Source organism: Clavibacter sp. GW821-FHT01D01, from assembly GCF_059422605.1.
Map to the genome: position 1 here is coordinate 17,933 of NZ_JBWKXC010000012.1, position 13,741 is coordinate 31,673.

Here is a 13,741-nt window from a genome sequence, read left to right on the forward strand (position 1 = left end):
GTCCGGCAGGGGATCCCTCCCCGGACCACTTCGTCACTGAGTGTCAGCCGCGGGATCCTGCGTCTCAGGTATGTGGGCGGTGCCGCTTCATGGCGCGCTTTTGTTGCCGCTCGGTGTCGTCATCCGGTGACGAGGATGCTGGCGGCGGCTTCGATGACGTCGTCGGTGATGGTCTCGAGCTGATTGATCTTGAGGACGCGAGCGATCTGCGGGAAGAGTCGTTCGAGGAGGCGGAAGTTGCCGCGGGTGATGCGTTGGATCGCGGCGATGGCTTGCGCGTCGGTGAAGTCGTCGGGGTTGAGGGTGTAGCCGAGGCGCTTCCAGTGGCGGTCGAGGACGAAGAGGAGCTCGTCTTGGCCGAGGGCGCGGTAGCGGTGGGCGAAGCCGAGGCGGCTGTAGAGCTGGGGGTAGTGGCGGAAGCGTTGGTCGATGCCGGGCATGCCGATGAGGATGATCGCGAGGTGCTCGCGGTCGTGCCGATCGCGGAGGAGCTCGAGGGCTGTGGGTGTGAGGCGTTCGGCTTCGTCGATGATGAGCAGCTCTACCCAGCGGCGGGCGTCGCCGCCGGTGCCGGTGATCTTCCCGATCGTGCGCTGGTGGTCTTCGATCCTGATGCCGAGGTCGACCGTCCAGCGGTCCAGTTCCCTCATGAGGTCCTTCGGCCGAGGCAGGACCTCGGGCGTGTAGAACACGGCGCGCGAACGGTTCGCGGCGGCGTCGAGCTTCGGGTCGTCGGCGCCGCGGCGTCCCCACTCCTGGACGTAGGGCTCCAGCGCATCCCAGTGCGCGTAGCGGCGAGCGGAGTTGGTCTTCCCGACTCCGGCATCGCCGTGGCAGATCCCGATGGTCTGCTCCTTGCGGACGGCGTTGGCGAACTCGACGAACCGCCGGTGCTCCTTCGTGGTGATGAACGTGTCGGGCATCATCCGTCCTCTTCGTAGGTACGCAGCCGCGGCCGCCGCGACGATGCCGGTGTCGTGGGCAGCTCGGCGCGGCTGGCTGTGGTGGGGATGCGGTCGTTGAGGTCGCGGCGGAGCTGCTTGCGGCGGGCGCGGCGTGCGGTTTCGACATCGCGGAGGCTCATCCGCAGGTTCGGGTGGGCTTCGTCGACGGCGATGCAGACGAAGGTGTTGTGGTCGTAGACGCGGATCTCGGAGATGTCGCGCGGGTCGTACCGGATGGTCACGGTCCGGCCGACGAACGGCGCGAGGGTGGGGGCGAGGTACCGCTGGCCCTGGAAGTGGATCCCGTCGCGCTGCACGATGCGGCTCTTCGGCACGGTGAGTAGGAGCCCGTCGAGTTCCACGAGGCTCTCCGGCATGCGTGGCAGCCATCCGTCGCCGACCCACGCTGTCCGGGGCGTGGTGCCGAGCTCCTTGTGTGGGCGGTCGTTGTAGGTGGCGATGAAGGTCCCGATGGCCGTGTCGAGGCCGGCCAGGTCGAGCACCGGATCCGGGCGCCGATTCCCGGGGCCGAGGTGGCCAGGCAGGAGCGGGAGCAGTTCCGTGGTGATGGTGCCGAAGAACCGCTCGATCTTCCCGCGACCCTGGGGACGGCCGACGGTGGAGTGGATGATCCGGATCCGAAGCTCCGCGGCCGTGTGCTCGAGGTGCCGGCTGGTGAAGTCGGTGCCGTGGTCGACGTGGAGGATGTCGGGGATCCCGCACATCGCCCAGCCGGGATCGGGCTTCCGCCAGATCGCCTGCCGCAGCGCCAGGGCGGTGTTCATCGCCGACGGGGCGCCCGTGAAGACGGTGTACCCGCAGATCGAGCGGGAGTAGTCGTCCATGATCACGGTCAGCCAGGGTCGATCGAGCTTCCCGCCGGCGCCGACGATGAGGATGTCGAGCTCGGTGTGGTCGGCCTGCCACGTCTGGTTCGGGCGCTCTGCCCGGCGCCGGTACACGAGCTCGTGCCGATCCCGATACGACGCCGGCCCCTCCAGAGCAAGCGTCACCAACGCGGGGTCGAGCGCCCGCACGATCTCCCGCACCGTGGAGTAGCTCGGCGCCGGATCACCCCGGAGTTCTGCGTCCGCGGCGGCGAGCCGGTGCAGGGTCGCGATGCTCGGGCGGGGCCTGGTGAGCGCCAGTCGCTCGACGAACGCGACCGTCGCCGGCGCGGTCCGCCGCCGCCCCGAGTCGACCCGCACGTGGGAGTCGAGGGCGGCGATGCCGCCGACGCGGTAGAGCTGGTGCCAGCGCTGCAGGGTCCGGGCGCTGATCCCGGTGGTGCGGGCGAGAGCTGCGAGCGGGATCTGGTCTTCGACATGCAGCCGAAGGATCCGCCACCGCTCGAGCCCGTCCACACCGGCACCTACATCGCGGCGCTCTCGCGCGCAGCGTTCGACTGGTGCCGGTAGAACGTCGCCCGGCTCCACCCGACGAGCTTCGCCGCGTCCTCGGCCGTTCGACCGCGCGCGCGGGCATCACTTGCGATCTGGAGCTTGTCGGCGATCACGGCCGGATCCGCCAAGGGCCGGCCGAAGCGGGTCCCGTTGTCGCGTGCAACGGCGATGCCGGCGTTCACGCGCTCGACGATGAGCTCGCGTTCGTACTCGGCCAGGCTCGCGAGCATCCCCAGCATCAGCCGGCCCGAGGTGGTCGCCGGGTCGATGCCGTCGGAGATCGACCGGATCTGCACGCCGCGCTCGCGCAGGAGCTTCACGGTGCTGAGCACGTCGAGCATGGAGCGGCCCAGCCGGTCGATGCGCCAGACGACGATGGTGTCGCCGTCCTCGGCGTACTCGAGCAGCTTCTTCATGCCCGGCCGCTCGATCGCGGCCCGACTGCCGGAGGTGACGTCGGCGAAGACGTCCCGCTTCTGCACGCCGTCCTTCACCAGCGCGTCGAGCTGGAGCTGCGCATCCTGACTCGTCGTGCTCACCCGCGTGTATCCCAGAAGCCTCACCCGAGCAGTCTGCCTCAGAAACACCCGCCGCGGGGCTCTCCGAGACACTTCACGGTGAGATGACTTGACGAGACGTCAAAGGCCCAGCGAACAGGCTCGCTCGACGCGGCTCGGACAGGAAGATCATGGTGTCTCGGAAAGCTATTGCTTTTCGAGACGCTCGCAGACAGAGCTCTCCCTGCCCAGGGGAGATGTGCGTTTTTCGGGCTAGCGGCGTCGGCGGGCGCTCTTGGCGCGCGCGTTCTGCAGGTCCACCAGGCGCTGGTTGGGCTTGTCGCTCTTGCAGAACACCGCGATGGTCTCGACGACGCGAGTCCACAAGCGAGTTACGACGAAGAGGAGCCCTCCCACGGTGGGGAGATCCTGCATGAGCCACCCGAGAAGCAGGTCCGGCATTCGTACCTCCACTGGGCCGAGAGCGTGAACGCTCTCGTATGACATCGTGCCGGTCGGCGCGATGAGTTCTGGGCGTGACAGCAACGGCTGTTGCTGTGACGAAAGAGGAGAGCGCCAAGTGGACGGCGCTGCTCAACTGATGGGAACTACGCCGCACGACGGCGAAGTTGCTGACGAGTTCTTGGCTCGTGCTGGACTCGAGCCTCGGCATGAAAAAAGCCAGCCCGTCGGGGCTGGCTGTAGGAGCAGGGGTGTCTGTGGAAAGTCGGGCACGGCGACCGCACGTAGCGTCGCTCGAGCGTATCGAGCCACTGTGACACGGGTGTCAAGCGCGCGCCGGTGAACCGCAGATCGCGTCGATCTTGAGGCAGTCACAGGTCCCGCGCGGACATGCGCTCGGAGCAGTTCGGGCCTGCGAACACGAAAGGCCCGCATGATTGCGGGCCTGAGCAGGAAAGACGCGGTGGGCAGAGGCCTCCACCGACGCTCTCATTCTACGGGGAAAGTACCGCGGCCTGGAGGTTGCTCGGCCAGTTGCTCGGCGCCCGACGGGCGGGTGGCGGAGAAGGAACTTGCAGGTCGTCGAGCATGGATATCCTGCACGACGTCGCGCGAGTCTACCGACCCCGATTGCCCTTTTTGTCAAGCATCCGCACCTAGGGGGTAACGCTCGATGTGACGCGCTGCCATTCCGGTGCAGCCTCGCCCTGTCCAGAGAGGGCGTTCGGGCGCAGTCCTCACTGCTTACAGGGTGGGGTGGACGGTATGGATCGTGTCAACTCCATGGGATGAATCTTCCGGTCTCATCGCGCGGGCGGATGGCGCGCGCGGTGATCTGGCTGCGGAAGGCGGCTTGGAGCTCGCGCAGCTGGACGTACTTCGCGTGGTCGCCCTCGCGCTGTCGATAGGGCAGCAAGCCGCGTTGGATCCAGGAGCGGATGGTGGCCCGGCGAACGTGGATTCGCTGTGCGGCCGCGCTGATCGTATAGAGATCATCGTGGCGCTCGTAGGCGGAGCGATCATCCGTCTGTGGGTGATCCGCGGTCGTGAAGACGCGGATCTGGTGCCTGTCGGCCATGGGGTGTCACCATAGCGATCCCCTAGGAGGCGATGCGAGCCTACGACTTGCGATTGTCATGGGCGTCAAGGATCCTCGCGTGTCCGCGCACCGCCTCCGCTGATCAGCGGTGCTGCGCGGGCGCCTGGGTGAGGTTGAGCCGGCGAAGGAGCTGCGCGTTCACGGCGACGACGATGGTGGATGCGCTCATCAGCAGCGCTCCGATGGACATGGGCATCACGAACCCGATCGGCGCGAGGACGCCTGCGGCGAGGGGGACGGAGATGAGGTTGTACCCGGCGGCCCACCAGAGGTTCTGCTTCATCTTCCGGTAGCTCGCACGGGAGAGCTCCATCACGGACAGCACGGAGCGCGGGTCGTCGGACGCGAGGATCACGCCGGCGGACGCGATGGCCACATCGGTGCCGGCGCCGATCGCGATGCCGACGTCGGCCTGTGCGAGGGCGGGGGCGTCGTTCACGCCGTCACCGACCATCGCGACCTTCCGGCCCTCGTCTTGGAGCTCGCGGACCTTGGCGGCCTTGTCCTCGGGTCGGACGCCGGCGAAGACCCGGTCGATGCCGAGCTCGTCCCCGACGGTGTGCGCGACGGCTTCGGCGTCGCCGGTGATCATGACCACCTGCACGCCTGCGTCGTGAAGGGCCCGGACAGCGTGCCGAGATTCCTCGCGTACCTCGTCCGCGAGAGCGATCGCGCCGATCACGTCCCCGTCCTCGAGGACGTGGAGGATGATGCGGCCTTCCTGCGCCCACCGCTTCGCCCCATCCAGCGGGGTCGCGTGGTGAGAGTCGAGCATCGCCGGCCCGCCGACGCTGACGGTCGCTCCTTCTACCTGTGCTGTGACGCCGACTGCGGTCGATGCCTGGAAGCCCGTGGCGCGGGGGACGGTGAGGTCGCGCCGGGTAGCGGCGGTGATGATGGCGCGGGCGAGCGGGTGTTCGCTGTCTGCCTCGACTGAGGCCGCGACGGCGAGGACATGGTCAGCGTCGCGTCGTCCGGTGCTGAGGACGTCGACGACGGTGGGCTCGCCCTTGGTGAGGGTGCCGGTCTTGTCGAACAGGACCGTGTCCACGGTGCGCATGGTCTCCAGTGCGAGGCGGTCCTTGATGAGGATCCCGGCCTGGGCGGCGCGTTCGGTGGCGATGGACACCACGAGGGGGATCGCGAGGCCGAGTGCGTGCGGGCAGGCGATGACCAGGACGGTGATGGTGCGGATCACCGCGTCTTCGGGCCGGCCGAGCAGTGTCCACGCGATCGCGGTGAGGATCCCGGCGCCGAGGGCGAACCAGAACAACCACCCGGCGGCGGTGTCGGCGAGACGCTGCGCGCGCGAGGTGGAGCTCTGCGCCTCGGTCACGAGCCGCTGGATCCCGGCCAGCGCCGTGTCATCGCCGATCGCGGTGACCTGGACCCGGATCGCGGTGTCGGTCGCGACGGTTCCGGCGACCACCCGGGATCCCGGCGCTCGGGACACCGGCTGCGATTCGCCGGTGATCATCGACTCATCCACATCGGCCGTGCCCTGCACGATCAGGCCGTCAGCGGGGATCCGGCCACCGGGTCGAACGATGACCATGTCTCCCACGCGGAGCTCGGACGGCGGTACCGTGACGACGTCGTCATCGTCGACGCGTTCTGCTTCGTCGGGAAGCAGCGCCGCGAGGGACTCCAGTGCCGAGGAGGTCTGCGCGAGGGACCGCATCTCGATCCAGTGCCCCAGCAGCATGATCACGATCAGTAGCGCGAGCTCCCACCAGAAGTCGAGCTCGTGATCTAGCAGCCCGAGGCTCGCTCCCCACGAGGCGAGGAAGGCGACGGTGATCGCCAGCGCGATCAGCAGCATCATCCCCGGACGGCGGCTCTTCAGCTCGCTGACGGCACCCGTGAGGAAGGGGCGGCCTCCCCAGACGTACATGAGCGTGCCGAGCACGGGTGAGACCCAGCCGAGGGCAGCGACGTCCGGGAGCGTGTAGCCGAGGATCATCGCGAACATCCCGCTGGCGCCGACGACCGGGATCGCGAGGATCAACATGATCCAGAACAGCCGCCGGAACTGCGCGACGTGATCGCCATGCTCGCCGCCATGCCCCGCGTGGCCGTGGCCGCCCGCCGCGCCGTGGTGCTCGTGTGACGTACAGCCAGCGGATGCGTGCTGCTCGCCCGTCGTCGAAGTCGCGTGTTGATGCTGCGTCTGCACGGGAGAAGAGCTAGATCGTCGATCGTCCATGCCGCCGAACATATACCCCCCTGGGGTATTGCGATACCCCCCTGGGGTACGCTTGCGGAGCTGTAGTGCGGCGGGCGTCACCCTGTGTGGGCGGTGGTGGCGGGTAGCAGGCAAGTGAGTGTGAACACCTGTGGTCCGTGTGGTGTTGGCATCACGATCGGGTAACGTACGCCGAGTATCAGCGGCAACAGGAAGGGGTTCGCATGGTCACCGTGTCGACTCCGACCCTGCATGACCGCCTCGCGAGGACTCCGTTGCTCGGGTTGCTGGTGAAGCTCGTGGCTCTGATCGCAGTGGTCGTCGGCCTCGTCGTGATGAGCCCGACCGCGCAGGGCTGGGGCGAGTCGCTCGGTACGCCACATCTGCACGCGGCCGATGACCTGCACGCGGCCGGCACTGGCCACGGTGTCGCCGACAGCCGCTCAGACGTCGCGGTGGAACCAGCCTTCGTCACCGAAGCGCCTGCATCCGACGTCTTCTCTCCCGGCACGCTTGGCGGCGTGGTCCTGGCCGCATCTGCCAGCATCATGCTCCTCGCCGCCCTGGGCATCGCGCTCCTCCACGCGCTCCGTAGCGCCCCTCATGGCGACGACCCGCTGGGTCGTCGGCTTCTTCCACGCATCGCCTCTACGACGGCATGGCCGCAGTCTCCGCCGACGCCTGCCGCGCTGTCTGTCTTCCGCATCTGACCCGTTCTGCATCGACCAGAGACCTGGGCTCACCCGTGGCGCTGTGCGCTGCACGGGCGTGGCCCTGCCATCCCGATCGCATGAACAGGACCAGACAGATGATGAAGGACACCACCCCTCTGCTTCGCGCCGGCATCGCCCTTGCGGCTGCGCTGACGCTGACCGGTTGCGCTGCCAGCAGTACCGGAACGACACCCGATGCCGGTACCTCCGCGTTCGCCGAGGCCACCAGCAAGCAGGTCAACGACGCGGACGAGATGTTCGTGCAGATGATGCGCCCGCACCACGAGCAGGCCATCGAGATGAGCGACATGCTCCTGGCCAAGACCGGCATCAGCCCCGAGGTGACTGCTCTGGCGACGGAGATCAAGGAAGCGCAGGTGCCGGAGATCGAGCAGCTGACCGCGTGGGCGGATCAGTGGGGCATCGATCAGATGTCCGGCATGGACCACAGCATGGGCGGCATGATGTCCGACTCCGACATGCAGGACCTCGACGCCGCCGAGGGTACGGAGGCTGAGCGGCTGTTCCTCACCCAGATGATCGAGCACCACACCGGTGCCATCGAGATGGCGCAGACCGAGATGGACGACGGCCAGAACCCGGACGCCATCGAGATGGCGGACGGCATCGTCACCACGCAGGAGGACGAGATCTCCCGCATGCGCGCGCTCCTCGGCTCCTAGCGCCCTCTCCTCCTTCGCTTCCCGCAGTGCGGACGGTCACACCGTGATGCCGTCATGCCTGCCTGCCCTCTGAAAGGCACTTAGTGCACAACGACACACCCCCCATGCGTAGGTCGAGCGGGCGCCGTGCCCGCGTTGCTCCGCCGGCCCACGCCGCCTCCGCACGACGTACGACGTTCGAACACCCCGAGCCCACCCCGGTCACCCGCCGGTCTCTCACCTGGCAGCAGGAAGCGCGCCGTCGGGCCCGCACCATCCAGGCGAACACCGCACCGGCAGCAAGCGGCCGCCGCACCGGTACCAGCCCGTGGAAGACCGCCGTCGGCGCGATGCTCGCCGCCGGCGCGATCGCCGTGACCTACGGCCTCCCCGCCTACGCCGTTCCCGACGACATCGCTGGCGGAGCCGTGGCCTTCCACGACCCCGCGACCGGTGAGATCCAGACCCTGCAAGTCGACGGAGCCGCGTACACGGTCACCAGTGAGCAAGGCTTCTCCGTTACGCTGCCGCCACCTCCGCCGCCCCCGCCCGTCGTTCCCGTGCAGACGCTCAGCACCACCTCCGGTTCCAGCGCCGCGCTGTCCAACGTTCCCGCAGGCACCGAGGTGCGCTGGCCTGTCCCGTCGTCGCTGAGGCTCTCGAGTGGCTTTGGCCCTCGTGTATCCCCGTGCTCCGGGTGCTCGTCGTACCACCAGGGCCTCGACTTCGACCCCGGGAACGGCGCCGCGATCCAGTCCATCGCGGCGGGAGTCGTTCGCCAGGTGGTCAGCTCGAACACAGGGCTCGGCGTGCATGTGGTCATCGATCATGAGATCGACGGGACGCGGATCAGCAGCACGTACGCCCACATGCAGTTCGGGTCCGTCCCCCTGCGCGCCGGACAGGTCGTTGAAGCAGGCGACCCTGTTGGACGTGTCGGCACCACCGGTGCCAGCACGGGCCCGCACCTGCACTTCGAGCTCGCCTACGGTTCCAAGCGCACCGACCCCTACCAGTGGCTCAGCACCCACGTCCGATGACCTCCAAGCCCTGCGGGCTCGCCTCCTCCGGCGGGCCCGCACGGCCCCAAGACCGCTCGCCGCCTCATAGCACTCACGATCCGTCGCCACTCATCGATGCGACTCACACGAGAACGGCCAGCGAAGACATGACGACTGGTCGGTGTTCACATCACGGTCGGGTAACGTACGCCGGGTTCGCGTTGGCTGATGAGAGGAGATGACGTGTCCACCTCGTCGTCTTCGACCTCGCAGCGACCTGTGCTGCTGCGGTGGGCTCGGATGCTGGTCGGCGCGCTGCTTCTCGTCTCCGTCGTGCTGTGCTGCGCCGTGATGAGCTCCGCCCGGCAGATGCAGACCGAGCCCGTCAGCGCGTCGCACTCGCATGCCGCGACCGATCTGCATGCTGCGGGAACAGGTCACGGTGTCGCTGATGCCCGTGCGGCGACGTTCGTTCCCGACACCGCCGTCACCAGCCTCGACCAGGCACCCGCATCGTCTCCCGTTGATGCGCTGCTGCGAGGTGTGGAAGGGGCGGTGGCGATGTTCATGATGCTGATCGCCGCGGTCACCATCGCTGGCCCCGCCGCCGTCGCCCGCTGGTTCCGGCGTCTCCTCGCCGCTGCCACCGCTGTCGTGCGCGCCATCCCACGGTGCTCGTGGCCCCCTGTTCCCCCCACGCCGGCGTCTCTGTCGGTGTTCCGCATCTGATCCGTCCTGCATCCCCGTGACACGGGGCGGTTGCGTCGCGCTTGCGATCGCACTGCCCTGCCATCAACCACGCATGGACAGGAGACATCAGATCGTGAAGAAGAGCACCTACCTACTTGCCGTCGCCGTCGCATCTGCGCTGACGCTCACCGGATGCGCTACTGGCGCATCCGCTCCCGCCCCGGCCGTGACCTCGCCGGTGTCACCTGACGCAACCCCCGAAGCTCAAGCGAACGACGCGGATCGGGAGTTTGTGCAGCAGATGCGGCCGCATCATGAGCAGGCCGTCGCGATGAGCGACACGCTGCTGCAGAAGCAGGGCATCGACCCGGCGGTCACGGCTCTTGCAGAAGAGATCCGTACTGGACAGCTGCCGGAAATCGAGCAACTGTCCGCGTGGGCGGGCGAGTGGGGCGTCGCGGCGATGTCGGGCATGGATCACGACATGAGCGGCATGATGTCGGACGCCGACATGGACGAGCTGTCCGCCGCGGAGGGCGCGGATGCCGAGGGGCTTTTCCTTACTCAGATGATCGAGCACCACACGGGTGCCATCGCGATGGCCCGCGCGGAGATCCAGGACGGCGAGAACCCGGATGCCGTCGCCATGGCTGAGGCCATCGCCTCCACTCAGGAGTCCGAGATCGCGCGCATTCGCGACCTCCTCGACTCCTAGCCCGACTCCCACCTTTTCGCAGCCGCGGCGCCCTCTTGATGCCCCGTCGCGCCTGTGCGCCCTAGGAAGGCCCTACGTGCACCACAACTCAGTCCCAGCAAGAAGAATGGCTGGCCGACGATCCCGTGCTGATCGCATGGCAGCTTCTCGTAGAACGACGTACGAGCACCCCGACCCTCGACACAGCACTTCCCGGCGTTCCACGACCTGGCAGCAGGAGGCGCGCCAGCGCGCGCTCCTGTTCCAGGACACCACGTCCCCGGCCGCGCCCCGGCACACGTCACGCCGGAACCCGTGGACGAGCGCATTCGTCGCGATGCTCGCGGCGGGGGCGATCGCTGTGACGTACGGCCTCCCCGCGTACGCGGTGCCCGACGATGTCGAAGGAGGGGCGGTGACCGTGCAAAACCCCGATACCGGGGAGATTCAGACCCTTCAGGTCGACGGTGCGACGTTCTCTGTGACCGCGGAAGCGGGCTTCACCTCGACAGCACCTCCACCGCCACCGCCACCGCCGCCCGTCGTTCCTGCTCAGACGTTCGAACCTTCTGGGGCGGCGGACGCGGTGGGACGTGTCCCGGCCGGTACCGACGTACGGTGGCCGACCCCGACGTCCACGCGAATCTCCGGCTCATTCGGGCCTCGCGTGGCCCCTTGCGGCGGGTGCTCCTCGAACCACAAGGGGCTGGACCTGGACCCCGGAAACGGGGCTCCCATCCAAGCCGTCGCGCGTGGCGTGGTCCGGCAGGTCGTGAGCTCCAACACGGGACTGGGCATGCACGTGATCATCGATCATGAGGTCAATGGGGAGAGGCTCAGCAGCACGTACGCGCACATGCAGTACGGATCTGTCCTCCTGCGCGCGGGGCAGGTCATCGAAGCAGGCGACCGGATCGGGCGGGTGGGAACCACCGGCGCGAGCACCGGTCCGCATCTTCACCTCGAGCTCGCCTACGGCACGCGACGCATCGACCCCTACCAGTGGCTTAGCACCAACATGACCTCGTGACGCGGCCTCTCGTGATCGACGCCTGTCGCCCAGATCAGGACCCCAGCCCTCTCAACCGGCGCGTGAGGAAGGAGGCCACGTGCTCGCAACGTATCTCACACCGGTAGCCCTGGTGGTGGTTCTGGTCCTGCTCGCATTCGCGATCTACGGCAGCTTCCGCACGAGCCCGACTCAGAAGACGCAGGACGCTGAGGCACGCGCGCGACGGGAGGCGAAAAAGCGCGCGCGTGCTACCCGCAAGACCGGCGAGCACTAACGCCCGATGGGTGTCCTGATGGCGCCACGGAGGGGACGTGCTGCCGGAGGGTAGGAGCTACTCGCGGGGTGACTTCGGCGGCGATGCCTACGGTCCACGAGCGCTCTTGCGTCCGAAGTAGCCGATGACGGCCAAGCCGATGATGAAGAGCCCGGCCAGTCCACCGAGGATCCAGAGCATGATCGCGGTCGAGTCATCGGCCGTCGTCTCCGTATGCGGGGCCGTGGTCTGGGTCTCTGCAGGGGCGGCTTCGGCACTCTCGGACGGGGTGGCCTCAGGAGCAGACGCGGACGGTGCGGGCTCGGCGGCGCCTGTCGAGGTGAAGGTCGACGTGCCGGAGATGGGGTGTCCGTCGACGGACACGGATCGCCAGCCCACCTGGTAGATCCCGCCGGTGCTGAGGTCGACGCCGGTGCTGAGGGTGGCGCCTTCGACGTTCACGGTGCCGTCGGTCACGTCGGTTCCGGCCAGGTCGGTGACCTGGATGGTGATGGCGCTCTCGAGCCCGGCGAGGGGCGGCTCGGTGAACACGAGCGTGATGCGGTCCTTGGTGCCATCGACGGTGCTGTCCGGGGCGGGGTCGGTGGAGATGAGGACGTCGTGCGCGGTGGCAGGGAGTGCACCGGCGGCGACGAGGCCGGCGGTGAGGATCGCGGCGGTCATGGCGGCGGTCATGAGGCGGAAGGGGCGCATGTGCGGTGCTTTCGGTTCAGGTGGCTGGTGGAGGTGGGTCTGTGCGGTCACGGGGCGTCGGGCGGGCGGCGGTTCAGCGTGCGGAGGTACGCGTTGTACCGGTCCAGGTCGAGGTCGCCTTCCACGTCGGCGCGACGGGTTGCCCGGTCGGCACGGCGGGTGTCTTGGCGTTGCCACCGGATGAGGGACGCGAGCAGGATCACCAGGACCGGGAGCTCGCCGTAGGTCCATACCAAGGCGCCGGCGAGCTGTTGGTCGCGCAGCGCGTCCAACCCCAGCTCGGCCGGCGGGTTGGCGAAGGCCGAGACGAGGGGGCTGCTGAAGATGAGGGTGAGCCCGAACGCGGCGTGGATCTGCATCTCGAGGAACGCGTCGACCACGCGTGCCAGGTAGGAGGTCCGGCGTGGCAGAAGCTCGGTCGAAACGAGGGGGGTCATTACTATGACGCCGATCGCGAGGAATGCCAGGTGCAGGAAGGTCCGCCCGGCGTCGGTGGCCAGGAGCAGGTCGGCGGCACCGGTGAGGTACAGGCCGAACAGCGGGAGCACCAGCAGTGGTACGACAGCGAAGGGGTGCAGGAGCGCTCGGGCGATCGGGGACCGCAGCCCGGAGATGGCGGCGCGCAGCGCGATCAGGCCTGCCCCTCGGCGGGGCAGCCCGCGAAGGAGGACCGTTCCTGGAGAGCCGAGGATCAGCAGCGGCGGCACGATCAGCATGAGCGTGAGCTGCTGGAACACGAAGGCGGAGAACAGGTCGCGGGCGTAGGTGTCGATGCCGGTTGCGGTGACGGCGATAACCACAACGCAGCCCAGCACGAACAGCGTCGCCCGCCACCTCGGGACCGCCGCGCCATGCCGGCGGGCACGGTAGAACAGCGCGACGTAGCCGACGGCGAGCAGCACCGCGAGCACGGCCGCGGTGGCCAGCGGCGCGTCGGTCACCGCCAGCAGGACGCTGGGATCCAGATCGGGCACGGTCAGTCACCGCTCCGCGTCGCGGCGAGGGAGTCGAGGGCTGCCCTGACACGGTCGGGGTGCCGGGTGGAGATGAGCCAGTACGGGGCAGGGTCGCTCTCATCCAGGACCTCGATCCTGACGACGGGGTTCACCCATCCGCGGAACAGTGTCCACGCGCGGGCGTCGAGCACGGGCCCGCGCTGCTGGGTCGCCGCGCCGTCTCGGTATGTCGCGACGCCACCGATGACCTCAGGCCGCAGGTGGGCAGGGCCGGCCCGGAACCCGCTCGAGCTCACGGACACGATGGGTGAGTTCAGCAGCAGCACCGCGACGGCGCCGAGGTAGAACACGGCCGCGACGATGATGCCGGCGGTGGCGTTGATGGGGAGGAAGACGAGGTACGCGGCAGGGATCACGAGGGCTGTCGCGACGTACACGCCCGGTGAGGGCGTCAAG

At 68.3% G+C, this 13,741-nt stretch carries 16 protein-coding genes; 7 read left to right on the forward strand and 9 right to left on the reverse strand.

Features of this window, described 5'->3' with window-relative positions:
* Positions 1-119: 119 nt before the first annotated feature.
* The 6 genes from AC07VC_RS14190 to AC07VC_RS14215 form a co-directional block, all read right to left on the reverse strand.
* Positions 120-923, reverse strand: a complete 804-nt coding sequence (locus tag AC07VC_RS14190) for an AAA family ATPase (RefSeq protein WP_494676669.1) — start codon at positions 921-923, stop codon at positions 120-122.
* Positions 923-2,308, reverse strand: coding sequence for a TnsB C-terminal domain-containing protein (locus AC07VC_RS14195; protein ID WP_494676668.1), 1,386 nt, complete (start codon positions 2,306-2,308; stop codon positions 923-925). Before AC07VC_RS14195 ends, AC07VC_RS14190 begins: the two co-directional genes overlap by 1 nt.
* Before the next feature lie 8 nt (positions 2,309-2,316).
* Complete coding sequence (locus tag AC07VC_RS14200) at positions 2,317-2,910, reverse strand: recombinase family protein (RefSeq protein WP_494676667.1); 594 nt, start codon at positions 2,908-2,910, stop codon at positions 2,317-2,319.
* 207 nt (positions 2,911-3,117) lie between these two features.
* On the reverse strand, positions 3,118-3,306 hold the full coding sequence (locus AC07VC_RS14205) for a hypothetical protein (protein WP_160448269.1): 189 nt from the start codon (positions 3,304-3,306) through the stop codon (positions 3,118-3,120).
* Positions 3,307-4,081: 775 nt separating this feature from the next.
* Positions 4,082-4,384 (reverse strand): MerR family transcriptional regulator, encoded by a 303-nt coding sequence (locus AC07VC_RS14210; RefSeq protein WP_494676666.1) that lies wholly within the window; start codon positions 4,382-4,384, stop codon positions 4,082-4,084.
* 103 nt (positions 4,385-4,487) lie between these two features.
* Positions 4,488-6,611, reverse strand: a complete 2,124-nt coding sequence (locus tag AC07VC_RS14215) for a heavy metal translocating P-type ATPase (protein ID WP_494676665.1) — start codon at positions 6,609-6,611, stop codon at positions 4,488-4,490.
* A gap of 203 nt (positions 6,612-6,814) precedes the next feature.
* Between AC07VC_RS14215 and AC07VC_RS14220 the strand changes: the two genes are divergently transcribed.
* The 7 genes from AC07VC_RS14220 to AC07VC_RS14250 all read left to right on the forward strand — a co-directional run bounded on the left by AC07VC_RS14220 (position 6,815) and on the right by AC07VC_RS14250 (position 11,636).
* Positions 6,815-7,300 carry a hypothetical protein gene (locus AC07VC_RS14220; protein WP_494676664.1) on the forward strand — a complete coding sequence of 162 codons (486 nt, stop codon included), beginning with the start codon at positions 6,815-6,817 and terminating at the stop codon, positions 7,298-7,300.
* Between the two features lie 98 nt (positions 7,301-7,398).
* On the forward strand, positions 7,399-7,986 hold the full coding sequence (locus tag AC07VC_RS14225) for a DUF305 domain-containing protein (protein ID WP_494676663.1): 588 nt from the start codon (positions 7,399-7,401) through the stop codon (positions 7,984-7,986).
* Between the two features lie 83 nt (positions 7,987-8,069).
* Complete coding sequence (locus AC07VC_RS14230) at positions 8,070-9,005, forward strand: M23 family metallopeptidase (protein WP_494724475.1); 936 nt, start codon at positions 8,070-8,072, stop codon at positions 9,003-9,005.
* Between the two features lie 204 nt (positions 9,006-9,209).
* Positions 9,210-9,695 carry a hypothetical protein gene (locus AC07VC_RS14235; protein WP_494676661.1) on the forward strand — a complete coding sequence of 162 codons (486 nt, stop codon included), beginning with the start codon at positions 9,210-9,212 and terminating at the stop codon, positions 9,693-9,695.
* Positions 9,696-9,789: 94 nt separating this feature from the next.
* A complete protein-coding gene (locus AC07VC_RS14240) occupies positions 9,790-10,371 on the forward strand; it encodes a DUF305 domain-containing protein (protein WP_494676660.1) in 582 nt (193 codons plus the stop codon).
* A 316-nt stretch (positions 10,372-10,687) separates the two neighbouring features.
* Complete coding sequence (locus AC07VC_RS14245) at positions 10,688-11,380, forward strand: M23 family metallopeptidase (RefSeq protein WP_494724480.1); 693 nt, start codon at positions 10,688-10,690, stop codon at positions 11,378-11,380.
* A 79-nt stretch (positions 11,381-11,459) separates the two neighbouring features.
* Complete coding sequence (locus AC07VC_RS14250; RefSeq protein WP_494676658.1) at positions 11,460-11,636, forward strand: hypothetical protein; 177 nt, start codon at positions 11,460-11,462, stop codon at positions 11,634-11,636.
* 87 nt (positions 11,637-11,723) lie between these two features.
* On the opposite strand, the gene AC07VC_RS14255 is transcribed toward AC07VC_RS14250, so the two are convergent.
* The 3 genes from AC07VC_RS14255 to AC07VC_RS14265 are packed head-to-tail and all read right to left on the reverse strand — an operon-like array spanning position 11,724 to position 13,740.
* Positions 11,724-12,329, reverse strand: coding sequence for a copper resistance CopC family protein (locus AC07VC_RS14255; RefSeq protein ID WP_494676657.1), 606 nt, complete (start codon positions 12,327-12,329; stop codon positions 11,724-11,726).
* A 47-nt stretch (positions 12,330-12,376) separates the two neighbouring features.
* Positions 12,377-13,303: a cytochrome c oxidase assembly protein gene (locus tag AC07VC_RS14260; protein WP_494676656.1), complete on the reverse strand. Its 927-nt coding sequence runs from the start codon at positions 13,301-13,303 to the stop codon at positions 12,377-12,379.
* A 2-nt stretch (positions 13,304-13,305) separates the two neighbouring features.
* The gene (locus AC07VC_RS14265) at positions 13,306-13,740 is read right to left on the reverse strand and encodes a DUF3093 domain-containing protein (RefSeq protein WP_494676655.1); all 435 of its coding nucleotides are present in this window, start codon (positions 13,738-13,740) and stop codon (positions 13,306-13,308) included.
* Between the last annotated feature and the right edge of the window lies 1 nt (position 13,741).

What these genes read in the sequence shown, in the direction of transcription:
- AC07VC_RS14210 (WP_494676666.1), bottom strand. Translation starts at nt 4,384, where the DNA reads ATGGCCGACAGGCACCAGATCCGCGTCTTCACGACCGCGGATCACCCA.
- AC07VC_RS14190 (WP_494676669.1), bottom strand. Translation starts at nt 923, where the DNA reads ATGCCCGACACGTTCATCACCACGAAGGAGCACCGGCGGTTCGTCGAG.
- AC07VC_RS14205 (WP_160448269.1), bottom strand. Translation starts at nt 3,306, where the DNA reads ATGCCGGACCTGCTTCTCGGGTGGCTCATGCAGGATCTCCCCACCGTG.
- AC07VC_RS14225 (WP_494676663.1), top strand. Translation starts at nt 7,399, where the DNA reads ATGATGAAGGACACCACCCCTCTGCTTCGCGCCGGCATCGCCCTTGCG.
- AC07VC_RS14220 (WP_494676664.1), top strand. Translation starts at nt 6,815, where the DNA reads ATGGTCACCGTGTCGACTCCGACCCTGCATGACCGCCTCGCGAGGACT.
- AC07VC_RS14255 (WP_494676657.1), bottom strand. Translation starts at nt 12,329, where the DNA reads ATGCGCCCCTTCCGCCTCATGACCGCCGCCATGACCGCCGCGATCCTC.
- AC07VC_RS14245 (WP_494724480.1), top strand. Translation starts at nt 10,688, where the DNA reads ATGCTCGCGGCGGGGGCGATCGCTGTGACGTACGGCCTCCCCGCGTAC.
- AC07VC_RS14215 (WP_494676665.1), bottom strand. Translation starts at nt 6,611, where the DNA reads ATGGACGATCGACGATCTAGCTCTTCTCCCGTGCAGACGCAGCATCAA.